The organism is Helicobacter sp., assembly GCF_017502485.1.
GTDB lineage: Bacteria > Campylobacterota > Campylobacteria > Campylobacterales > Helicobacteraceae > Helicobacter_B.
The window spans coordinates 65839-89106 of sequence record NZ_JAFVUX010000043.1 but is presented as its reverse complement, the minus strand read 5'-3'; the positions used below and the strand labels follow the sequence as shown (position 1 = coordinate 89106).

Below are 23268 nucleotides of genomic sequence, written 5' to 3'. Positions count from 1 at the left end.
TATATTATTATAGCACTTTTACTCTATGCTTGTGTTACAATCGCTAGCACGCCATTCGTGCTTGAACTTAATACAAGGAGTCTTTATGAAGTTTTTAAGTCAGTTTCTCTACCAGCAGGCTTTAGCCACATCAAGCAAGCTTTATTACAGAATCTTGCTGCGCTTACGCAGGGTTTTGCTGCGGCTTTGTGATCCGCTTATTACCACCACTTTTAGGGGCTATACACTTACTATGCCCTCTTCCCACACAATTTTTCTTAATCAAAAGCTCTATCCATTTTACGATATGCGCCTACAAACTCTCGCGCAATATATTTGCGCTAAAGATGGCAGGCTTGCTATGGTTGATGTAGGCGCAAATATTGGTGATACGGCGATATTTTCTCAAGTGGATGGTGCTTCCTATCTGCTTATAGAAGGTGAGCAAACTTACGCCGATCTTATCCCTACCAATCTCCGCGCAAATCTCTCTCGCCCACTTTGCCAGCACACAAGCGCACAAAATCTAGAGTGTATGATAACTTGGACAACTAGTGATTGGGGGGGGGGGGACTATAAACTCTTCCATATTTGCACGACTTTTTTAGGGGATAAAGACTCCTGTGAGAATTATGCAATGAGCTTGCAAGATGGTAGTGGTAAGCTCATTGCCAGCTCTAGCCAATCACCCATTTATACACTAGATACCATAATCCAAAAGTCCAGCTTCTCTCCAAATTTCATCAAAATCGATACCGATGGCTTTGATTTTAAGGTGCTTCGTGGTGCGATAGCTACAATCAAAACTTATGCGCCAATCATTTACTTTGAGTGGAGCTACACACATTTGCTCGAGCAAGCAGAATCTCCTTTATCGATTTTTACGCTTCTTAGAGAACTAGGCTATTTGAAACTTGCAATTTTTGATAACTTTGGCACACTGCTTTGTACTTTACCAAGTGACGACAAGCAGAATCTAGCCTTGCTTATGGATTATACAAAAGACTCTAGCCAAATCTACTACTACGATGTGCTAGCAATCCCAAGCCAAAGTGCCTTTAACCTGCAAGAATATTTGCAACTCTACACCAAGCAAAACACACAGGCTAGGGAGTGGATTTAAAATTGCTTAAAGGGTGACAAATGCTACAATGATTTTAAGCAAACATTGATAAAGGAGTCCTATGTCGCATTTTGATACCAATCTAGTCGCCCTATCTAAAGTAGACCCCCTGCTTTATCTAGCACTAAAATCTTTTGCCCCTAATCAAAACTACGAGGTCTTTATGGATAGTGATCCAGTTAATTACAATATCATCGATACCAAAAATACCAAAGCTCTCTATCTTACAAGGCCTATTGATGAGATTATGGAGAGAAACTCTCAGCTCAATAACTATTCTTACTATCCATTTTTATATCTCTATGGCTTGGGTAGTGGCGTGCTTATACGCTTGCTATTTAATCCACAAAGACAGCGCATAGTGGTCTTTGAGCCAGAGCTTGAGATTATTTTTATCGTACTAAATTTACTTGATTTTTCTAAGGAGCTCGCCAATAAGGAGCTAGTGATTATCTACACAAAGCAAATCGGCTATATGGGGGTGGATTCTCTCTTTGATAGCAATAAATATTCGCGTGTGTTTGTAAAGACTTATGACTTGCTCGTGACTTGCCCATATTATGAAAGCTATCACGATGATATTTTGCGCATAAATGGCTATTTTATTAAAGCGATTGAGCAAGCAGTCGTTAGTGTAGGCAATGATGCTAAAGATTCTGTCATAGGGATTTATAACCATATCGTCAATCTCCCAGATGCCTTGCGCACTCCAAGCCTAAAAGATCTCGTGCTAGCCCTAAAGGATAGAAATAGCGCGATTATCATCTCCACAGGTCCTAGCTTACATAAGCAGCTGCCCTTACTAAAGCAAGTCGCCCCCTATGCGGTGCTACTCTGTGTAGATGCCAGCTTCCCAATCCTAACAAAGCACGGTATTAAGCCAGATATTGTCCTAAGTTTGGAGCGTGTGCAAGAGAGTGCCAAATTCTACACCGATACACCTAAGCAAGCGCAAAAAGGCGTGATTTTCGCACTTACTTCAATCGTACATAAGCAAACTAAGCTAGCACTAAAGGGGTCGAGTGTGCAGTTTAGCTTCCGCCCTTTTGGCTATACAAGTCTCTTTGGTTTTGATGATTATGGGTATTTAGGTGTAGGAATGAGTGCAGCAAATATGGCATATGAGCTAGCGATGCTGGCACAATTTAAACAATGCATATTTATCGGGCAAGATTTGGCTTTTGGCGATGATGGTAGCTCGCATTCTAAAGATGCCATTTATGGCACACAAGAAGTCCAATACAAAAAAGAGGGCATATTTGTCCCGCGCTATGGTGGAGAAGGCGAGATAGAGACAAGCAAGATTTGGAAGCTATTTTTACACTTTTTTGAAAAAGACATTGCTAGAACATCGCCTAATATGGAAGTTATCAATGCTACAGAGGGTGGCGCACGCATTGTAGGCACAAAGGAGCTGCCTTTTAAACAAATAGTAGAATCTATCGTGCAAAAAGCGCAGAAAAAATCCCCAATCTCTCTCCCGCAAGTCCCCCCTAAACAAAGTGAAAAACACATCAAAAAAGCTTACAAAAAAGCGCAAGACATCATCAAATATGGCAGCGCACAAAAACGCAAAATTGAGCGCGTATTCTTGCAGCTTGCCAAAGAGCTAGAGTATGTAGAAAAGCTAAATACTCAAAATAAACTTGAGAAAATCAACTTCACCAAACTCGATAACCTAAGCGATAGAATCGATAGCATTAAACAGCTCTTTAATGATCGAAAATTTACTAGCTATTTTATGGACGCTATACAATCCTATATCTTCCATCAAGAGCTAGATATCGCTAAAGTACTCGTACTTTATACTGCCAATGAAGAAGAGATGAAAGCTAAGCAACTACAATGGCTCTATTACCATAAATATTGGCTTTTCTCTCTTGCTGGTGGGATTGACTGTGTGATCCACACAACGCAAAAAGCCCTTGAAAAGTGGAGCAAACAAGATCTCGCCCTAGCAAAAAGCTAGAATCCACTTTTGACAAACTAGATTCTAGCTTCCCCTGCCATACAAGGCATAGACAAGGCAATCTACACAAATACGCAAAAAGTAGATTCTAATCACATAAAAATACTAAATATTGTATTTGCTAAAGCTGACTCCATATATAATACAGTAGGACAGAAATCTAAGTAAGGTTGTAGTGGAGCACCTTTGCACGAAGCAAAGGCAGAGAATTACTTCGCGCCTACAGCTACCATTTTACGGCGTAGATAGGCAATTTTACTTTGAAGTGGAAGATTTTTAGGACAGGTATCGTGGCAAGCAATAAGGCTCATACAGCCAAACACGCCATCATCATTGCCCACTAGCTCATAGAAGTCTTCATTTGTGCGCTTGTCATGAGAATCGATCATAAAGCGTACAATTCTATTCATACCGGCTGCACCGATAAAATCCTCACGCATAAGTTTAGTCGCACAGCTTGCTATACAACACCCACACTCAATGCAACGATCCAGCTCGAAAACATCTTGCGCTTCTTGTGGGTCGATGGGCTTTTCAAGCTTGGAAATATCTGTTTCTTCATTACTATGCACCCAACTCTCCACGCGCTTAGTCATACCGGCAAACCACTCACCTGTATTCACACTCAAATCTTTGATGAGCTTAAAAGCGGGCAATGGCATAAGCGTGATTGTCTCCGGGAAGTCCTTGGTAAGTGTGCGACAAGCAAGCCTTGGACGACCATTGATCATCATTGAGCAGCTACCGCAAATCCCAGCACGGCAGACGAAGTCAAAGCTTAGGTCTGGGTCCTGATTCTCTCGGATAAGATTTAGCGCGATAAAAATCGTCATAGAATCTGTTTCTTGGATTTTGTATTCCGCGAAATGTGGCTTAGACACCGCACTATGTGGGTCAAACTTCAAGGCGCGGATGGTGAGTGTTCTTCCTTGTGCTTCCATTATTTGTCTCCTAGTCGTTGGTTTTTCTCTTTATACTTAGGCTGTAGGTCAAAGTCCATAAGAGCTTGCTGCAACTCGTAGCGATCGCCACCACGCGCTTGCACTTCCTGTGTGATTTTGTCAATCTCAGCTTGGCGTTTAGCAGAGAGTGGATTCTCGATGATCATACCTTTAGCCCCATATCCGCGGAATCCGGGTGCGATTTCCATAGACATAATATCTAGGTCTTCATAGGAGAGTGTGGGTAATGTTTGCATATCGCTCTCCCACGAAGTAAGCGTACGCTTGAGCCATTTCTCATCATCGCGTTTTGGATAGTCTTCGCGTGTATGTGCGCCCCTAGATTCTGTACGGTTAAGGGCTCCAAGAGCGACGCAAAGTGCTAGCTTAATCATCTTAGGCACGCGGTATGCATCTTCTAGCTCTGGGTTGTTATGGAGCTTTTTATTTTTGATGCCAATATTTTTGCTGCGTTTGTAGATTTCTTCCAAGCGAGCAACAGCATCTTGTAGCCCCTTGCCATCACGGAAAATCCCTACATCTTCTTCCATAATATCTTTCATTGCGTTTTTAAGCTCATAGACATTTTCGTGTCCGCTGTTATTGATGAGTGATTCTAAGTAGGCTTGCTCTTTGGCAACAAACTGCTCAATCACTGAAGTTTGTATATCCATTTTCGCTTGCTCACAATGCTGTGCAAAATAATCTCCAATAATCATACCACTGACAACCGCCTCGCTCACAGAGTTTCCACCTAAGCGGTTGAAGCCATGCATATCCCAGCACGCTGCTTCACCTGCGGCAAAAAGCCCTGCAAGCGCGGTGTGCCCTTGATAGTTTGTGCGGATGCCACCCATAGAGTAGTGCTGCATAGGTTTTACCGGCGCCCATTTTTCTGCTGGATCAATCCCTGCAAATACTTGACAGATCTCTTGCACATCACGCAGATTTCGCTCAATATGCTCGCGCCCAAGAATTGAAATATCAAGCCATAAATGCTCACCATAAGCAGACTTCACACCTTTACCTTCTCTAATCCTTTGAATCATACGGCGAGAGACAACATCGCGACTAGCAAGCTCCTTTTTCTCTGGCTCATAATCAGGCATAAAGCGATAGCCATCTACATCGCGCAAAATCCCACCATCTCCGCGGCAACCTTCAGTAAGTAGGATTCCACTAGGGAAGAGTGGAGTTGGGTGGAACTGCACTGCTTCCATATTGCCAAGCTTTGCCACACCTGTTTCCATTGCAATGGCAAGTCCAATACCCTCGCAAATTACAGCATTTGTGGTATTTTTATAAATTCTACCATAACCGCCTGTGGCAATAAGCGTACCTTTAGCAACATAGGCAGCAAGCTCACCTGTAATAAGATCGCGTACAACAGCTCCATAGCAAATGCCATCTTTGTGGATTAGCCGTAATGCTTCTTTGCGATCTTGTATATCTACGCCGTGTTTATATGCTTCATTTGCTACTGCATAGAGCATAGAGTGCCCTGTCGCATCAGCGGTGTAACAAGTGCGCCACTTTTTCGTCCCACCAAAGTCGCGAGAATGGATATAGCCGTGGCGAAAGTCTTCTTCTGTGATGGTAGTTTTTTGCGCGTTGATGACAGCGGTGCGATCACCCTTTTGGATTCTAGTCCAAGCTACACCCCAAGCAGCAAGCTCCCTAATCGCCTTAGGCGCAGTGGTAACAAACATTCTCGCTACCTTTTGATCACAGCCCCAATCGCTTCCTTTGACTGTGTCAGCGAAGTGTAAGTCTTCGTTATCACCATCACTCATTTTAGAGTTTCCAAGACTTGCCTGCATACCACCTTGTGCTGCTGCAGAGTGGCTACGCTTAACAGGCACAAGTGAAAGCACAATTGTGTTTAAACCCTTTTGTCGTGCTGCAATAGAGGCGCGAAGCCCTGCCAAACCACCGCCGATAATCAATGCATCTGAATATACTACTTTCATCTACTCTCCTTTTCCTTTTGTGGCTACATCAACTGCACGATAATGCCCTATCCCTTTGCTTGCATCAAGTCCTCGACCGATTTCGATATATGCAGCATAGGAGCAAAGTCCAAGCACGATACAAAACACTGATAATAACCACTTAACGCGACGAAGATTTTGTATGCCAAGCTTTTCAAACCAACCCCATTTGATACATAGTCGGTAGAGACCGATAGATCCGTGTAACTCCACAGCAAATAGCAAGAATATGTAAAGCAACCAATAATGCTGATGCACAAAGCGAAATGATGAAGCAAGTGGTCCAATGTGCTCTGGCTGTGCAAGATTAGTAAAAAGATGGGGCATAGCTAGGAAAAACATCGCAAAGCCCGTGGCAGCTTGTATCGCCCATAAACTTGTATCGCCGTGTTTCATTAGCTTTTTATGCGTTTTTAGTGCGATGAATTGACGATAATTGACCGGAAACTTGCGCAGTGCTAAAAATGCGTGCGCCACAAAAGCGACGATAACCACAGCAGCGACAATGGATACAAGCATTGGCTCGCCCTCATCACCGAAAATAAAGCTTCCTTCAAAAAATGTCGTTACCATAAACATCGCCTCTTTGCTGATCAAAATGCTTGATACAAACAGCAAATGCGCAAGCATAAATAACGCTAGGAAAAGCCCTGTCGCACTCTGCCAGAAGTCTAATCTAGCAGGCATTTTGCTCTTTTTTCTCTCCTTTGTTACACCTGTGTAACTTTCAATGATCTTGTCTTCTTGCATTGAATCTCCTTAGTGTGTTCTCCCTAGATTCTTAGGGTAGTGAGTAATTATAATCTATTTATAAGCAAAAGTAGCTAAAAGTGTGGTTTGTGACAATATACTTGCTAGATCGAGTGTAAAGCAACAGCTATATATCGGTAGCTTGTAGATACTCTGTGCTACTGCGCGGGCTTACTTCTTGGGCTATAACATCAGCAAAGCGCCCCATCTCCCACTCTGGGATTGCTGCGCGTCCTATCATCGCAGCATTATCGGTGCAAAATTCTAGCGGTGCTAAGTGTAAGCTAAGCTCAAAATGCATGCAAAGGCGTGCTATTTCTGCGCGCAAGACTGCGTTACTACTTGCTCCGCCTACGATGGCAAAATGGCGGATTTTTGGGTGTTTTTTATGCTTTAGGTATTTTTCTACTTGATTGGTGATATGGGCTATGGCTGCTTGCTGGAATGACGCACATACTAACGCCTTATCACTCTCACTTAAATGAGAATCTAGGCTGTGATCTTTTTGTGCGCGTAGGGATTCTATGAGTAATCTAGTGGCATTTTTGAGTCCAGAGAAACTAAAGCCGTGCCTATCCTTTAGCGGAAGTGGCAGAGAGTGAATCTTAGTAGTGGGCGAGAGCTTGGACGCGTAGGATTCTATGATAGGTCCGCCCGGATAGCCAAGGGAAAGCATTTTGGCTACTTTATCAAAGCTCTCACCAAAACTATCATCTAAACTCTGAGCAATAACACAAAATCTTTGTGCATTTTGCGCTTCAATAATTTGCGTATGTCCGCCAGATACAAGCAAAACACTCATAGGGAAAGTTACTTCGCACTGATTGATAAAAAGTGAGTAAAAATGCCCGATTAGATGATTAATAGAAATGAGCGGAATATGCAAGTGTAGAGCAAGTAGCTTTGCCATCATTAGTCCTTCAATGAGACTTACAGAAAGACCTGGCTCTGTGGTAATTGCCACTGCCTTAAGGCGTGTAAAATCACCCAAAAATTCTTGCGCCATAGCTAGAATCTGGGGCAAACCTTTGGTATGTAGCCTTGAGGCAATCTCTGGCACAACACCTCCATAAACGCTATGCGCACTATCTTGTGAAATTTTATGGTGAAACACTAATCTAGCACTTGCTATCTCTGTAAGGGCGATTGAGCTATCATCACAGCTGCTTTCTATGCTTAGTAGCATTAATGCTCCTTGAAATATCTCCAAAACACCGCATTATACAAAAATCAATCAGCATTAACATTTGCGCGCTAGAATCTAAATGCACCTCTGGTGTAATCCACAATTTCAAGGACACTTCTATGAAAAAAATCCTACTTGCTAGCTCTATTGTAGCCCTAGCTTTTTCGACTAGCTTTGCTGCTCCATATATGATTGACGCTTCGCATTCTGCGGTGAATTTTCAAGTTACCCATATGATGATTAGTGATGTCGATGGGGCATTTAATCGCTTTAGCGGAGAAATCGACTTTGATGAAAAGACCAAGAACCTAAAAGCCCTTAAAGGTGAAGTACTCATCTCATCAATTGATACCAAAAACGACTCTAGAGATAAGCACCTAAACGCTCCTGACTTCTTCGACTCTGCGAAATTTCCAAAAGCTACACTTGAGATGAAATCCCTTAAGGGCAAGAAGCTTGTTGCAGATGTTACGATTCGAGACATTACCAAGCAAATTGTGTTTGATGCAAGCATCAAAGGACCAGTAATAAACCCAATGAGCAAGGAAAACAAGCTTACGATCGCTATTAAGCTTGAGGGCAAGCTAAACCGCAAGGACTTTGGAATCGGTATGGATACAAAAGACGCGCTTGTAAGCGATGAGATTCTACTACGCATTCAGCTTGAAGCTCATAGCCAATAGCTCTTCTCCGCTAGAATCTAGTAGATTCTAGCGCTACTTACTCTGATTATAAATATTTTTAAATACAAGTGTCACTAGAGAAAGCAGGTAGCTAGAATGGCTTATAGAATGCGTGTGTAGCAAGAGCTAGCATTGCCACATCTCCCTTGCTATCGCCATAGGCGTAAATCTCCTCATAGCTACTTAAATCATAACGCGCTTTAATGCGCACTGCCTTTTGCTCTCCATAGCAGTTTGGTGTGGCAAACTCTCCACTTAGCACACTTTCGCACGCTTGCTCATCACAAACCCTAGAATCTAGCGCGAGCCTTGTGCCTATGCACTCCATACCAAGCCTAGCGCATAAGGGAGCAAGATATTCTTCAAAGCTAGCACTTACCATCACTACTATATCGCCTCGATCTTTATGCCACTGCAGGCGCGCTAGGGCAGCAGGCTTTAGGCGACTCTCTAGCTCTGAGCAAAATCGCTCGCACGCTTGCAAAAACTCCTTATAGCTCATATCGGCAAAGAAATAGCGCATTACTGCTTGCTTGGCTTTGGTATTGCTAATAAGCCCTATCGCATATCCAATGAGTATAAAGCATCGTGAAATAAGTCCCCAATATAGTCTTTTTTTGCCACGCACAAATGCGACAAATGCTAGTAGGCTATCACCCTTTGCCATTGTGCCATCAAAGTCAAAGAATGCAATATTCATCGGATAATCCTTGTATTATGTATGCTTGTGAAAGTGGCGATTGTAGCCAAATGCTAGCGTATTTGCAAAGTGTTCGTGTGCTAGTAGATTTAAGCACTATATGGAATAGATTTTGCTTACACAATACCTATACTAATGGCAAAGGATGGACAATGAGCAGCATTACTAGCACAAGTGGCGTGAATGACCCTAAGGCATTACAGGAGCTTTTCTTAGAGCGCACCAGTCTCCGCGCAAGCCAAGACTTAGAAAGCCGAACGCTAGCGAGTAAAACAGAGCCAAGCCAGAGTCCCAAAGAGCTAGAATCTAGCCGCAACACTATAGAGAAAGATTCTATGCTAGGCTTGCTTAGCGCACTAGCCCCCGCAAAATCTCTTAATAAAACGCAAGGTATAAAAGGGTTTGATGAAACAGATTCTAGTGGGAATAGCAACTATAAAGATCCTTATGCCTCTCTCCATAGAATCCAAGACACTTTCACGCCATCTAAAGAGCTAAGTGCTGCTATGAACGCCAAAACCTATGTGAAAAACGGATTTGCTGATGTCGATAGCTTTAAATCTATGGCAAAACAGCTACAAACAGATGGCGTGCTCAATCGCGATGTTGATGGCAGTAGATTTTCTAAGCGCGAAGGCTCCACACATTAGCTTCCAAGACTTTAATGCAATGATTAAAAACGACAACCTAAGCCGAGAAATGCGCTCACTCATCTCCCAGCTTATCCAAAAGCTCCATATGGTCAATTACATTAGCGGCGGTTTGATGAGCGCGTAGCGTGTGTTAGGAGCAAGCTATGCGACATATAGAAGGAAGTCCAGTGATACATTACCCCTGCTTATGGGAGTTTAGGATCATAGGGGAAGATAAGCAAGGTTTAGAGCGTATTGTAAGCGAGCTTATGACAAAACCCTATACTTTAGATGAGAAAAACCACTCAAGCAAGGGGAGATTTGTCTCTATGCATTTGAGCGTTGAGGTAGAGAGCGAAGAAGAGAGAAATGCACTATACCAAAGCCTAAGCACACACAAAGCCATTAAAATGGTTTTATAGATTCTATTAAGCAACATTTAATAAAAAATATTTTACATAACGGCGCGGATAACGCACAAGTAGGCTAGAGCTAGAATCTAAGTGTCTAGATTCTACTTGCATATATCACCAAAGGATACCAATGCAAACAACAATCACAAAGCTTTTATCACAAGTACTCTACCCAAATTTTGAAAAGGACATTGTAAGCTATGGGTTTGTCAAAGAAATCAAGCTTGATAATGGCATAGAAGTAGTAGTAGCGATCCCATCAAGCGACCCTAATGTCGCTAAGGCCCTTTATGATAGGATCGATAATGTCTTACAAAAGGCTAATATCCAAGCCACTATTACTATCAAAACCCCGGATCTCCCACCAGAATCTAAAGCCACTCCACAGGCGAGAAATCTTCTGCCCCAAGCGAAGCATTTTGTAATGGTAAGCTCAGGCAAGGGTGGCGTAGGCAAATCAAGCGTAGCGACAAATCTCGCCATAGCTCTAGCAATGGATGGCAAAAAAGTAGGGTTGCTTGATGCAGATATCTATGGACCAAATATCCCGCGTATGTTTGGCTTACACGGAGTTAAACCTAAGCTTGACCCAAGTGGGAAGAGACTTATCCCTTTGCAGGCATTTGGGGTAGATCTTATGAGCATGGGAATGCTTTTTGATGAGGGGGAGAGTCTTATATGGAGAGGTCCTATGCTTATGCGTGCTATTACGCAGATGTTTAGCGATGTGGTGTGGCAGGATCTTGATGTGCTTGTGCTTGATATGCCACCAGGCACAGGTGATGCGCAGCTATCAATAGCCCAAAGTGTGCCAGTAGGTGCTGGGGTGGCTGTTACAACTCCGCAGCTTGTAAGCCTTGATGATGGTGCGCGCGCACTAGATATGTTTAAAAAGCTCTCAATCCCAATTGCTGGCATTGTGGAAAATATGAGCAGTCATATTTGTGCAAACTGCGGCAGTGAGCAAGATATTTTTGGCAAAGATACTACACTTCCCCTAGCACAGAAATACCACACTACAATCCTTGCAAAAATCCCCTTGGATCCAGCAGTACGCGAGGGTGGAGATAGTGGCAAGCCTATTGTGTACTTCGCGCCAGATTCTAGTATCGCTAAAGCTTATAGAAAAGCCGCACACGATTTATGGGAGTTTTTGGAAAATAATCGCGCAGATAATACCTCTATCCAGCCACGCTAGTAGAATCTACTTTGCGCCTTTCTTATGGACTGCCACACTTGCTGTAACAGCTCACAAAAAGCTAGATTCTAGTTAGTATCTAACCTCTTATCATTGCAAGCTAACTTGTCGGCGTGGCAATCCATAGAATCTATTACACACTAGAATCTATAATGACAATCCCACTGCCTAGCCCCATCTCACTTATTAGCATAGTTTTTAAGTAGTATGTACTGATACTTAGAGCAGGTTCTTGCTTTAGGCTTACTGGAGAGAATTACGCAGAGTCTTTTAGTAATGTTTGCAAGCTCATTTATGTCCTTTGTGTTTGAATAGCGAAGCGGACATTGTAGTGGAAAATCTTTGCTAGCCCTAGAATCGCTTCTATGAAAAGCTGTTATACTTCCTTATGTCAAACAAGGATTATAATCAATGAGACTTTTTCTTAGTGCGCTAGAATCTAGCGCAAATATCCACGCCAGAGAAGTTGTGCGCGAGCTACTTGCTCTACTAGAATCTAGGCAAGGACCTAAAGCCGAGCTAGAGATTTTAGGGGTGTTTGACCCCAGCTTGCTTGCTGGGCTTCATCAAGGCGCAATCAAGCTAACTCCTAGCTATCACCCAAGGGATTTTTCGATTATGGGCTTTAGCGATGTGGCAGTGAAGCTACCATTTTTATGGCGAGCTCAAAGGGAGCTAGCTGCAATTGCACTAGAAGCTGATGTGATTACGCTTATGGATTCTTCTTCTTTCCACATTCGCTTAAGCAAGCGCATAAGAGCTATGCAGTCTCCAAACAAACGCGCAACAATTTACTACTATATTCTCCCTCAGCTTTGGGCGTGGAAAAGCTACCGAGCAAAAATTCTAGAGCGATACTGCGATAGGCTACTTGGGATCTTACCCTTTGAATCGGAGTATTATAGTAAGCAAGCAAGAGAGAGTGGGCAGCTTGTCTATGTAGGACACCCCTTGCTAGATGAGCTAGAATCTAGCCTGCTAGATTCTAGAGCAAATGTCAAAGCCGCCCCTACAACAAGCTTGCAACCACGCAAAACTTGCATAGTCTTTATGCCCGGCTCAAGGCGAGGGGAGATTAGGCGGATTTTCCCCACCTTTTATGCGGTTTCTAAACAACTTCCTAGTGCAAACAAGCTCCTTGTGATCCCAAGCACTTTCGCACAGGATTCTAGCGATATGGCACACTTGCAAGCTATTTATGAGACAAGCCCTTGCACAAAGGGGGCGTTGCAGGACTTTATCCTATGCTTTAATACCAAAGCCGCACTTATGCAAGCAGACTTTGCTTTCATCTGCTCTGGTACAGCGACTTTAGAGGCTGCGCTGCTTGGCGTACCTTTTGTGCTAGCGTATAAAAGCGCGTGGCTTGACTACTATATCGCGCGCTGCTTTGTGCATTTACGCTACATCGGACTAGCAAATATCTTTTACAACGCGCTATGTGGGGAGAAGCCCGGCTGTGGTACCTCCACAATCCACCAAGAACTAATCCAAGGAGCTATGAGTGTGGAAAATCTCCTACGCGCCTACCACCAAAGCCACGCGCAAGACTTCACTGAGAATGCCTACAAGCTACGCGCCTACCTTAAGTATGGTAGCGCGCGCAATGTAGCAGCACTACTTGCAAAGCATTTAGCCTAGAATTTCTACTTGCATAACAATCCGTATCCCAAGCCTTGCACACACTTGCGAAACTTTGGGGGATAGGTTTAGAGCTAGAGTGTCTTTTTTATTAAGATAGGAGTGGATCTTTAGTACGATAAAGGCATTGTGTTGTTCTTTTAGATTCTCTAAAGCCTTTTGTTTATGGCTTATGCGCTCGACAAAGCGATCACACTCTTTGCGGAACATCGCTGGAGCTATGGTTTTTGAGTGGATTTTATAAAACGCTTTTGGCTCATCTTTGGACTCATCGCTATACCTACTAGAATCTAGCTTACTAGATTCTAGTGCTGCTTGGTAGCGCGCTAGCTCGCTGCGCCACTCTCTGTAAGAGAGTGTAATGGACTCTGCGTTTTTGTGCTTATAAATACTTGGGCGAAGTCCCAAGCTATCATACACAGCAATGGGACAAAACTGCTCCATATACAACTCTAAGCCAATGACACAATATGAGCGTTTTTGCATAAATACATCTCCTTAAACCTTTGGGATAAGGATTGTACCAAAATCACTGCACGCTTTGAGAGAGATCCCCCTAAAAGGAGAGAGAAAAGGGGGATTATCAAGGAAGAATATGCAATAAACTAATCACAACAACTAAAGGAGACCCACCGCACTCCACCCTATTACGCCCTTAGCTTGTGAATAACTAGCGCACTGTGTGCGGGGGATGCCCGTGTGCGCCCATTTTGTGTGGATTCCCAGAGCCACCCAGGTAGGAAATCTCACCATTACTCGCAATGCTATATGCCTGCCCAAATCCCTTAACATAGCGCCCAGAGCCTGTAATAAGCTCAATCAAGTGGAAATCCTGCATAGCTTTAATGCTCTTAATCCCCCCGCCTCCACCACTTTGCTCTATAAAGCGTGCAAACACACTCTCAAACTCCTCACTCACCCTATCCACAAAGCGCGCACTCACGCGGTAGCGCAGTCTTTTGCGCAATATGACCGATTGTGCCTTACTTTCATCTTCTAAAAACATTAGCTCGATATTGCTTGAATTAGCGCGAATACTTGCATAATGCTCTGCTACTTCGCTGATATAGATGTAAAATCTTCCTTCACTATGGATAACAGGCGCGTAAGTCGCTAAGGCTTCCCCGCTAGGGCTAAGGCTCGCTAGCACGCCTGAGCCAAACCCCTTAGCAAACTCAGCGATCTCTTGCTTAATGCTTGTTAAATCGTGTGTTTGCTCCACGCTCATACATAGGGAGATGATGGCGTTTTTTATCGTATCTGGTGTGGCTTTTTGGGGGAACTCCACGCGCACACTCCCACCCACATAGGCTATATCTAGCCCTTCGAAATCTACAGACTCTAGCGCGACATTTTTAGGCTCACTTATGCCTCCAAACTTTTTCACTAAGCCAATAAGCTCCTTTGTATGATGAGCATTCATATGTGTGATAATACTTGTAAAATCCATTCACACTCCTTGATTGATTCATGATAGGTATTATAAATTGCTACAACTTAGACTTTTATTAAAAATAATAATAACTATTACAAATGAGACTAGAATCCCTATCATTCCCCCACCACCTACCAACCTCCAGCTAAAATCTCTCCGCCAAAACCCCCTAGAATCTAGCTTGAAGCACAAGAGCTACCCTAGATCCTTGACTCATTTTTTTTTTTTTTTGTAATCTGCGCATTTTTAGATTCTAGCTACAATGCAAGGATAAGCGATGAAGCAAATGATCAAATCTCTTTACGCACACACGCCAAATCGCCTTAAAACAAGACTACACAATCTCCTAAACAGCGATGGATTCTACACGAACAAGTCCCAAAATCTAATTGATAAAATCACACATTTAAGCACACCAATCACTGATAAAGAACTGCAAAAACGCGTGCTAAAAGACAATCTCTTGCTTGTAGAAATAGAGATCGCTAGCTTTTGTAACCGCACTTGCTGGTTTTGCCCCAACTCTAGTATCGATAGAAAAAGTGCGAGTGTAGAACTACCTGAAGAAGTGTTTGTAAAGCTTATTGATAATCTCGCCCAAATTGACTATGACAAAGACCTAAATTTCCATAGATTCAATGAGCCTTTAGCCGATATGGAGCTACTACTCAAGCGCGTGAGTCAAGCTAGGGCGAAGCTACCAAAGGCACGATTTACAATCTTCTCTAATGGTGATTATATAAACAAGCAGAAACTAGAAGAGCTTAGAAATGCTGGGGTTAATAGTATGCTTATATCCTACTACTATGGGAGAGAAAAGTCCTATGACAAAGAGTGTGTGATACTCCCAGCGATGGAGAAAATGCGCCAAAAGCTAGGGCTAGCATACAAAGTAGTAGAAGATAGTAGCCAACAATACTGCGTGCTCTTTGATTATAAAGATATGGAGATCTACTATCGCGTGTGGAATCCACAAACAAGTGGGCAGTCAAGGGGCGGGGCAATAGAGCTAATGAAGCGAACAAGAAAGGTGGATTCTGGTTGCTTTCAGGGGGCTATGAATTTCTATGTCGATTATAATGGCTTGGTGATGCCCTGCTGCCACACACGCAGTGATGTTGCAGAGCATAGAGACTTTATCGTGGGTGATTGCAACAAGCAGGATATGTTTGAAATATTCTTCAGCCCATCTTTTGCGCGTTTGCGAGCCGAGCTTTTGACAAGTAACCCTTGTAGTGCAGCTGTGCGACGAATTTGCAGGGATTGTAGTGATAGGAGAAGAGAGCAGTTCCTAGCTCTAGGGTAAATCTAGCTTGAAATGCTTTAGATTCTAGTGTGAGCCTATGGGGATAAGCATTTGTGGGTGTGTATTTAGTAGCAAGGAAAGTCGCTCTGCCTTGGTGGAGAAAAAGGCAAATGCTCTTGATCTAGCGATACACTGCTCAAATGGCAAGAAATGCAACACTGGCTCTTTTAGCTCTTGGAGATAGAATATAGGATTCTTGCTCATGGTTTTTGTAACTACGACCTTTTTCCCAAAGCTTCTACCAAGTGCTTCATAGTCTTTGATGATAGCATTTTGATGCCTGCCATCTGGCTCAAAGTCATAGGCGTGTATATCGATATTCATTTGGATCGCTATATCAAAAATCACGCTTGAGATATTTTCTCCTGCATTCATTTCTTCATTGATGATTACTAAGTTTTGCTTGCATTGATCTAGTGGAAATGCAGCGGTTTTTAGCACAGGAGTGGAGGTGCGGTAGAGTGCCTTGCGGTGAGACTTTTTGGCAAAAAGCTCTATGCCTACGATGATTAGCCCGATTTTTTTAGTGCAATCCACATCAAGCCGCTCAATGAAGCTGGTGTTAGCATAATCAAACTTGAGCATAATGCTAGAATCTTGCTTGCAAAGCTCTTTGATCTCATAGATTGTAGCGAAGTCAGCGGGATTTAGCACGATGATAAAGAGCTTAGTCGAGCGGATAAGGCTGTGGAGATAGATCGCTTGAGTAATGTCGCGCATAATCGCGCTAGAATCTTGGGCTAGCATATCCACATAGACATAAATATCACGCCCAAAGGGTGAGGGAAACTGCCCTATGTCGGATTTGATTTGCTTATAAATATTGCGCAGTGTTTTTGGATCACCTGCGACGAGCACAACATCTTGGGGCTGTATCACTAGTGAAAATGTGCTTAAAAGAAATTCATTATTGCGATAGATTCCAACGATTTTATAGTTTTTCTGCTGGATAGAACCGATATGCCGATAAGCAAACATGCTCCCAAATGGCACGCCAACTTCCATAATCTCGCCCTGCCCTAACCCAAAGCCACGAGGGATAATGGGGACATTGGGAAGCCTTGAGATAAACTGCCCTGCGATAATCTCTGCATCATCAAGAAATATAGCGTGATCATCGTGCTGCAAGCTCTCATCTCCTATGCTAGAGAGTGTAACAATACGCGCCTCCTTGCAGATTTTGCGCACGATCTTAAACACCGCCCCAGCTTGCTTGCTATCTTCCATAATCACAACCACATCACTAAGATCTAGACTTCTATGCTCATCAAACACTTGCGCAAGGTGGTATTGGGAAGTGGGATCAAAGTTATGGAAGCTAAAGGAGCTTGGAAACTTCTCTGGTATCATTGCAGAGTCTTTGACAATGACAATGTAGAGATTGTTGCTAAAGTATTTTTCTAGCACCGAGTTAAGAAACACCTTACCAACGACACCATCAAGCACAAGCACGACTTTTTTCACATACAATCCTTAATAAAGCTATCTTTGAGCGAACTAAACACTTTTAACTTTGGGGTGCTGGCATTATACCAAAAGCTTACACCTATCCTATGCACTAGCACTTTAAGCCTAAGCTTTAGCAAGTCTTACGATGACAAAGAGCTAGAATCTAGCCAAGATTCTAGCGTGGAATCCACTTGATGGAGTCTTGTGGCACTATTTGGCAAGTAAGTCTCGCACGATTTGGCGCGCTTTTTTGGCATTGCTATCTAGACTCAGCTCTTTTGCATAGCTATGGGCGCGGCTTTTATACGCCATAATTTGTGCAATCGATAAAGAGCGCACGGCGTGCGCTATAGAGCTAGCACTAAAATCGCTGGAAGTTATGCCCACTTCATAATGCGCGAAAAACTCCTTGATAGAATCTAGCGGTGTTGCTACCACACAAAGCCTGCTTTGGATATATTCAAAAAGCTTATTTGGCATAGCATTTTTGTTGTTAAAGCTTGTATCTTGTAGGCTAATTATGCCTATATCAAAGCCATTACAGCTAGGGATAATCTCTTCTAGACTCACTGGTGGGAGTATGTGGCAGTTTGGAATAGGATCTGCTTGAGTGATAAAGCGCGCTAAGAAATCACTGCGATTGCTTAGCACTTGGCAGTAAATCTCATAACCATCTCCTAGCTCTTTAGCAAGCTCTAGGAGATTAGTAGAGCCTCTCTCTTCACTAATTAGCCCGTGATAAATAAGCCGAATTGGCGCGCTAGTCTTACTTGGTGTGAGATTGTGATAGGGCGGGAGCGAGTAGTAAAGAATGCTTGCAATGCCAAAGTCTTGCAAATATCGAGCGGCGATGGGCGCGCTTACACACAGACAGCCATCAGCCTTTGGCAAATACTGCGCACATAAGTGGGCAAAAAGCTTTCCAAGCCCTTCTAGCCACTGCTTATCTTCATACTCTAGTGGGTAAAACTCGCGCAAATCCACTAGAATCTTACAAGCGTGCTTCTCTTTGTAATCACACGCAAAAGGTAGCAGCGCAATATCTTCAACAATGATTAAATCAAGCTTAGGGAGTGAGTCTAAAAGCGCAGGGATTTGCGCGCGCTCTTTAGTGTAAATAAGCGGAGCAAACTCACCGCTATCACACAGGGCTTTAATGCGCTCATTTTGCTTTTTGGTGCGCGTTTGGGCGTTAGATTCTGGAGCGGGGAAGCTAAAACATCGTGCGCCTGCTTCGGGGCTTGCTTCTCTAGCAATGACAAAGAGCCTAGCAATATCTCTCAGCGCAATGATCATTCTATGTGGGCGGGGTCGCTTGGTTGTATCAAAGTCTGCTAGCATAGCAATATGTGGGCGCAAGAAACCTCCTAGCCTAGAAGCAGTGCGCCCACCACACCAGCAAGCAGCAAAGGAATATTAAAGGCTAAAAATGTCGGCACACAAGTATCCCAAATATGATCGTGCCTGCCATCGGCATTAAGCCCGGAAGTGGGACCTATGGTGCTATCAGATGCAGGCGAGCCAGCATCGCCTATGGCAGCTGCAATGCCTATGAGCAAAATTGTCGCCTCTACACTAAAGCCTAGCTGTGCGCATAAGGGGCAGTAGAAAATAGCGATAATTGGTATCGTGCCAAAGGAAGAGCCTATGCCCATAGTGATAAAAAGCCCTAGCAAAATCATTAGCACTGCCCCTCCAAGCTTGCCACCTACAAACATAGAGCCTGCTTCTACAAGTTGAGTGATGGCTTGGCTAGATTCTAGCACGCTAGCAAAGCCAGCGGCTAGCAACATAACAAAGGCGATAAAGCCCATAAGCTTAAGCCCACTATCCACAAGCGAGTCCATAGCCCTCCACTTAATCCCACCACCTAAGATCATCATCACAATCCCGCTAAATGCACCAAGAGGCATAGAATTGGTGCTAAGCTGCACGATAAATGCGACAACAGCCCCCACAATCACACTTATATCCGCAAGCCCTAAGCGCATATTTTCCACGCGCTCTTGCTGCACTACAATCACTTGCTCGCGGTAGATTCTAGGACGGCGATAGAATCCAAATACTGCAACAAGCAGCCCAAACAACATAGCAAGCCCACCAATCCACAGCACCGAAGCAGTATCGCTAAGACTAATGGCAAAGCCGTATTTGTTCATCTCCTCAATAATTGTTTGGTGGAAGAATAGCCCATAGCCCAAAGGAAGCGCGATATAAGGGGACTTCAAGCCAAAGGTGAGCGCGCATGCAAGGGCGCGGCGATCGATTTTTAGGAGATTAAACACACCAAGGAGTGGAGGGATTAGAATGGGGATAAAGGCAATATGCACAGGGATAAGGTTTTGCGAAAGGCAAGAGATAGCTGCGATAGCAAGGCAAATAAGCACACTGCTTTTTATTGTGCCTTTTTGAAATATCTGCGTAAGCTTGTAAATGCTTAGCGTGATAATGTTGCTTTGAGTAATGGCAACTGCAAGAAAGCCTAGCAGAATATAGCTAAGCGCGATCTCTAGCTTAGAACCCATACCATTGACAAAGATTTGTATCGTCTGCTGCACTGCACTGCCACTTAGCACACCAGCAAGCAAGGCAGAGGCAAAAAGTGCTATGAGCACATTACACCGAAGCAGACACAGCACGCACATAGCAATCACACTAAGCAAAGCGGGATTAGTCGCTAAGGTAGCAAAATCACTCAACTAAATTCCTTCAACTCTCTCATAAAGCACACTTAGATTCTAGGCTAATCACAAAATCTCTGTAAAATCTCCGCGTAGGATTCGATCCTACGATCACGCAAAAAGGGCCATATACGCCGCACATCTTGCGTGCGATTTAGGTCAATCTCACACACCAAGCTAGCTTGCTCGCTCTGTGCTTGTGCTAGGATCTCTCCTTGCGCCCCACTAATAAAACTATGCCCAAAAAACTCTATCCCCTCCCCTACTCCACTAGAATCTAGCTCAAAACCCACGCGATTAATAGCTATAAGCGGGAGTGCGTTTGCCACGCTATGAGCACGCTGGATTATCTGCCACGCTTGTAGCTGGCGTGATTTTTCTTCATCGCTATCGCTTGGAGTAAATCCTATGGCAGTGGGATATATAAGCAAATCCGCGCCCTTTAGTGCCATAATCCTAGCTGCTTCAGGATACCACTGATCCCAGCACACAAGCACACCAAGCTTACCCACGCTTGTTTGTATTGGAGTAAAGCCCAAATCCCCCGGAGTAAAGTAAAACTTCTCATAAAAACTTGGATCATCAGGGATGTGCATTTTGCGGTATTTCCCAGCGATGCTACCATCACGCTCAAAGACCACGGCAGTGTTATGGTATAAGCCTTTGGCACGCTTTTCAAAAAGCGAAGTTACAAGCACGACACCTGCTTGCTTTGCTAGATCACTAAAAAGCGCAATATCTGCCTCAAAGCTCTCAGCCAAATCAAAGAGATCCACACTCTCATATTGGCAGAAGTACGCACTTTGGTGTAGCTCTTGCAAGGCGATTAGCTCTACGCTCCCAGCAAGCCTTAGCACTTCTTGGCGTATGTAGGCAATCGTCTCTTCTCTGCTACCATAGAATCTATGCTGTAAGGCAGCGACTTTTATGCTATCTTTTGTATCTCTCATATCTTGTGCCATAGCCCTGCCTTACTCATCATATTCATAATCTGGGTCTTCATAGTCATCGCTATCATACTGCGAGTAGGTATCTTCCCACTCTTGCTCCTCTTCTTCCCACTCATCTTCATTGATAGTATCTGTACTCTCATCTTCTAAGTCATCATAGCTTGCGCGCACAAGCTCTCTAGTAGAATCTAGCATACTTACTCCTTTATAATATCTCTTACCACTTCGCTTGCGATTTGCAGACCAAAGCTTGCTGTTACCGCGCTAAAGCTTCCTAAGCCTTTACACTTAGGTGGCTCTGGGCTGAAGATGGCTTTAAAATCGCTTCTTACCCCAGCTTTTTTCAGTCCATCGCGTAGTTTCCTTGCGAATCTATCACCATAGCTTTTCCAAATACTATCGACCTTGATATGTGTTGGATTAAGCTTTTTAGCAGAGCCTGTGGAGCAAACAAATCTCCCATAGGGCATAAAAGCGCAAACCTTAGCTAGCAGAATCTTTGCTTCAATATCATCAATGGCATCAACCACATAATCATAGCTACAAAACTGATCCTGCGCGCTAGGATTGCTTGTGGCGATAAACTCTTCTAGCCACTGCTCATCGACCTTAGCTTCTATGCCCACAATACCCGGATATATTCTCTCTAGCACCTTAACTTTAACTTCGCCAGTAGATTCTGCGCCGATTTGGCGGTTTTGGTTAGTTATATCAAAGCAGTCTTTATCCACGATGGTAATACTAGTAACCCCACAGCGATAAAGCCCATCAAGTACAAATCCCCCGACCCCACCAGCTCCAAAAATCAGCACACGCTTATGCTGCAAGCGCGCAAAACTATCGCCAAAAAGTAGGCGCGATCTTGTAAAACGATCTTTGATGTCTTCTTGTGATAACTCTTGTAGATTTGCTTGTGTGATACCCTGCATATCAATCCTTGCAATTGTATGAAAGCACGATTATAACACGAAATGCTGGTATTTGTGCGTGCTTGATTAATAGTATTTACTTTAGATTATTACAATCCTGGTTCATTTTGATCATTTATCTAGGAGTTTTTATGAACACAAAGGATCTAAAAGTTTTAAGCATAAGCGCATTGCTAGCAGCCTGCCTTGCTACTTTGTATGCACAGGAGGGCAAGAGCGGGGTGTTTATCGGCGTAGAAGGAGGCTATGGGATAAACTTCGAGCGTATAGATCCTATCACCCTAAATGCTGAACAGCAACAAGACCCTACTACCACTACTACTACTCGATATCCCTATGCAGTCCTAGGGATTAAAGCTGGGTATGGACACTACTTCTCCCAAAAGCTTGGTCTAAGAGGCTATGCGATCTACCACTATGGCGTCAATGGATATTGGACCAATGAAATAAGCTCTCAGCAGGGGGGGGGGACAGATGCTACAAGCACTAGGAACAACACCACATACAATAGCCATCAAGTCAGTGCTAATGTCGAAGCAGTGTGGGACTTTTTACAACTTAGTCAGACAAGCCTTGGGGTCTATGCTGGGCTAGGTATAGGCTATGGCTCGCTTGCAGAGAGTCAAGAGAATATAGACACTGGGTCAACTACTACCACAGAGACTAATGCAGGATCTGGACTTATCCTACCAATAAATATCGGGCTTGAAGTAGGCATAGGGGAGCACCACAGAGCTGAGCTAAACTTCCGTATCCCAACCATTGCTGCAAGCTTTAAGGATAATCTCCAATTAAGGGAGCATAAAAATCGCAATCTCATCATAAGCGTAGGCTATACCTACATATTCTAAGCCACTTCAAAAGCCCTAGATTAGATTCTAGTATAAAATATAGGTTGCGCTTGGGGGCGAGCCTTGCAATGATAGTGGGCTAGATTCTAGCTTACTCTGTCATCACAAGCTGACAGGCAGGCGAAGCAATCCACACAGATATGCAAAGGGCTGCTCTAGAGATCTGCTTCTACCTAAAATGAATAATCTTCTTTATCACAATAAGCTTCCATAGAGCAAGAAAGTAAAGTCTTGTGTGATTATTGTATTGCTAGCGGTGTGTAGGGCGATGTCCAATAGGGCTTGTTGTGTTTGTGGTTTTTGTTGTGCGTGGATAAATTTATTATGCCGCTTGTATTGAGGCTTTGCTTTTTTGTCGCTTTGTCTAGGATTTGCTGGGTTTTGCAGGATTTGACTTCGTGAGCATAGAGAGTGTAGAGCGGCTTGTTATGCACAATTTGGACAAGCATCAACATCGCATA

25 protein-coding genes are annotated in these 23268 nt (G+C 43.6%); 11 read left to right on the top strand and 14 right to left on the bottom strand.

All coding sequences use genetic code 11. The features are described from left to right. The first annotated feature begins 85 nt into the window (after positions 1-85). Both IKB69_RS08795 and IKB69_RS08790 read left to right on the top strand, forming a co-directional pair. Positions 86-1102 carry an FkbM family methyltransferase gene (locus IKB69_RS08795; RefSeq protein ID WP_290948439.1) on the top strand — a complete coding sequence of 339 codons (1017 nt, stop codon included), beginning with the start codon at positions 86-88 and terminating at the stop codon, positions 1100-1102. Between the two features lie 61 nt (positions 1103-1163). Continuing rightward, positions 1164-3071 (top strand): motility associated factor glycosyltransferase family protein, encoded by a 1908-nt coding sequence (locus IKB69_RS08790; protein WP_290948437.1) that lies wholly within the window; start codon positions 1164-1166, stop codon positions 3069-3071. Between the two features lie 209 nt (positions 3072-3280). Here IKB69_RS08790 and IKB69_RS08785 read toward each other — a convergent pair whose 3' ends face one another. The 4 genes from IKB69_RS08785 to tsaD all read right to left on the bottom strand — a co-directional run bounded on the left by IKB69_RS08785 (position 3281) and on the right by tsaD (position 7939). After that, on the bottom strand, positions 3281-4012 hold the full coding sequence (locus IKB69_RS08785) for a fumarate reductase iron-sulfur subunit (protein WP_290948435.1): 732 nt from the start codon (positions 4010-4012) through the stop codon (positions 3281-3283). Beyond that, positions 4012-5982 carry a fumarate reductase flavoprotein subunit gene (locus IKB69_RS08780; RefSeq protein WP_290948433.1) on the bottom strand — a complete coding sequence of 657 codons (1971 nt, stop codon included), beginning with the start codon at positions 5980-5982 and terminating at the stop codon, positions 4012-4014. Before IKB69_RS08780 ends, IKB69_RS08785 begins: the two co-directional genes overlap by 1 nt. After that, complete coding sequence (locus tag IKB69_RS08775) at positions 5983-6753, bottom strand: fumarate reductase cytochrome b subunit (RefSeq protein ID WP_290948431.1); 771 nt, start codon at positions 6751-6753, stop codon at positions 5983-5985. It abuts the gene before it with no gap. Positions 6754-6880: 127 nt separating this feature from the next. Then, positions 6881-7939 (bottom strand): tRNA (adenosine(37)-N6)-threonylcarbamoyltransferase complex transferase subunit TsaD, encoded by a 1059-nt coding sequence (tsaD, locus tag IKB69_RS08770; RefSeq protein ID WP_290948429.1) that lies wholly within the window; start codon positions 7937-7939, stop codon positions 6881-6883. 2 nt (positions 7940-7941) lie between these two features. Between tsaD and IKB69_RS08765 the strand changes: the two genes are divergently transcribed. Next, positions 7942-8622, top strand: a complete 681-nt coding sequence (locus tag IKB69_RS08765) for a YceI family protein (RefSeq protein WP_290948427.1) — start codon at positions 7942-7944, stop codon at positions 8620-8622. A 91-nt stretch (positions 8623-8713) separates the two neighbouring features. Here IKB69_RS08765 and IKB69_RS08760 read toward each other — a convergent pair whose 3' ends face one another. Then, positions 8714-9322 (bottom strand): HAD-IB family hydrolase, encoded by a 609-nt coding sequence (locus IKB69_RS08760; protein ID WP_290948426.1) that lies wholly within the window; start codon positions 9320-9322, stop codon positions 8714-8716. Positions 9323-9474: 152 nt separating this feature from the next. Here IKB69_RS08760 and IKB69_RS08755 point away from each other — a divergent pair, with 152 nt between their 5' ends. The 5 genes from IKB69_RS08755 to lpxB all read left to right on the top strand — a co-directional run bounded on the left by IKB69_RS08755 (position 9475) and on the right by lpxB (position 13206). Then, positions 9475-9972: a hypothetical protein gene (locus IKB69_RS08755; RefSeq protein ID WP_290948424.1), complete on the top strand. Its 498-nt coding sequence runs from the start codon at positions 9475-9477 to the stop codon at positions 9970-9972. Further along, positions 9932-10099 (top strand): hypothetical protein, encoded by a 168-nt coding sequence (locus IKB69_RS08750; protein WP_290948422.1) that lies wholly within the window; start codon positions 9932-9934, stop codon positions 10097-10099. The genes IKB69_RS08755 and IKB69_RS08750 overlap by 41 nt, the downstream gene beginning before the upstream one ends. Before the next feature lie 19 nt (positions 10100-10118). Then, positions 10119-10376: a DUF493 domain-containing protein gene (locus IKB69_RS08745; protein ID WP_290948420.1), complete on the top strand. Its 258-nt coding sequence runs from the start codon at positions 10119-10121 to the stop codon at positions 10374-10376. Positions 10377-10497: 121 nt separating this feature from the next. Beyond that, entirely contained in the window at positions 10498-11565 is a 1068-nt protein-coding gene (locus IKB69_RS08740; RefSeq protein WP_290948418.1) for an Mrp/NBP35 family ATP-binding protein, read from the top strand. A gap of 411 nt (positions 11566-11976) precedes the next feature. Beyond that, a complete protein-coding gene (lpxB, locus tag IKB69_RS08735) occupies positions 11977-13206 on the top strand; it encodes a lipid-A-disaccharide synthase (protein ID WP_290948416.1) in 1230 nt (409 codons plus the stop codon). On the opposite strand, the gene IKB69_RS08730 is transcribed toward lpxB, so the two are convergent. Beyond that, entirely contained in the window at positions 13198-13692 is a 495-nt protein-coding gene (locus IKB69_RS08730) for a DUF4279 domain-containing protein (RefSeq protein ID WP_290948414.1), read from the bottom strand. The two genes, lpxB and IKB69_RS08730, sit on opposite strands and share 9 nt — an antisense overlap. Before the next feature lie 184 nt (positions 13693-13876). Then, positions 13877-14656 carry a HugZ family heme oxygenase gene (locus tag IKB69_RS08725; protein ID WP_290948412.1) on the bottom strand — a complete coding sequence of 260 codons (780 nt, stop codon included), beginning with the start codon at positions 14654-14656 and terminating at the stop codon, positions 13877-13879. 262 nt (positions 14657-14918) lie between these two features. Here IKB69_RS08725 and IKB69_RS08720 point away from each other — a divergent pair, with 262 nt between their 5' ends. Beyond that, positions 14919-15947: a radical SAM/SPASM domain-containing protein gene (locus tag IKB69_RS08720; RefSeq protein WP_290948410.1), complete on the top strand. Its 1029-nt coding sequence runs from the start codon at positions 14919-14921 to the stop codon at positions 15945-15947. Between the two features lie 24 nt (positions 15948-15971). Here the strand turns inward: IKB69_RS08720 and IKB69_RS08715 are convergent, their stop codons facing one another. Next, complete coding sequence (locus IKB69_RS08715) at positions 15972-17411, bottom strand: TrkA C-terminal domain-containing protein (RefSeq protein WP_290948408.1); 1440 nt, start codon at positions 17409-17411, stop codon at positions 15972-15974. Positions 17412-17435: 24 nt separating this feature from the next. Here IKB69_RS08715 and IKB69_RS08710 point away from each other — a divergent pair, with 24 nt between their 5' ends. Then, entirely contained in the window at positions 17436-17591 is a 156-nt protein-coding gene (locus tag IKB69_RS08710; protein ID WP_290948406.1) for a hypothetical protein, read from the top strand. 15 nt (positions 17592-17606) lie between these two features. Here IKB69_RS08710 and IKB69_RS08705 read toward each other — a convergent pair whose 3' ends face one another. The 5 genes from IKB69_RS08705 to IKB69_RS08685 are packed head-to-tail and all read right to left on the bottom strand — an operon-like array spanning position 17607 to position 21956. After that, entirely contained in the window at positions 17607-18755 is a 1149-nt protein-coding gene (locus IKB69_RS08705) for a capsular biosynthesis protein (protein WP_290948404.1), read from the bottom strand. A gap of 8 nt (positions 18756-18763) precedes the next feature. Further along, complete coding sequence (locus IKB69_RS08700; RefSeq protein ID WP_290948403.1) at positions 18764-20095, bottom strand: Na+/H+ antiporter NhaC family protein; 1332 nt, start codon at positions 20093-20095, stop codon at positions 18764-18766. A 44-nt stretch (positions 20096-20139) separates the two neighbouring features. Then, a complete protein-coding gene (locus tag IKB69_RS08695) occupies positions 20140-21006 on the bottom strand; it encodes a carbon-nitrogen hydrolase (RefSeq protein ID WP_034577937.1) in 867 nt (288 codons plus the stop codon). 42 nt (positions 21007-21048) lie between these two features. Then, positions 21049-21222, bottom strand: a complete 174-nt coding sequence (locus tag IKB69_RS08690) for a hypothetical protein (protein WP_290948402.1) — start codon at positions 21220-21222, stop codon at positions 21049-21051. Between the two features lie 2 nt (positions 21223-21224). After that, a complete protein-coding gene (locus IKB69_RS08685) occupies positions 21225-21956 on the bottom strand; it encodes a ThiF family adenylyltransferase (protein ID WP_290948401.1) in 732 nt (243 codons plus the stop codon). Positions 21957-22087: 131 nt separating this feature from the next. Between IKB69_RS08685 and IKB69_RS08680 the strand changes: the two genes are divergently transcribed. Further along, entirely contained in the window at positions 22088-22807 is a 720-nt protein-coding gene (locus IKB69_RS08680; protein WP_290948400.1) for an outer membrane beta-barrel protein, read from the top strand. Positions 22808-23046: 239 nt separating this feature from the next. On the opposite strand, the gene IKB69_RS08675 is transcribed toward IKB69_RS08680, so the two are convergent. Further along, a complete protein-coding gene (locus IKB69_RS08675) occupies positions 23047-23262 on the bottom strand; it encodes a hypothetical protein (RefSeq protein ID WP_290948399.1) in 216 nt (71 codons plus the stop codon). Positions 23263-23268: the final 6 nt, after the last annotated feature.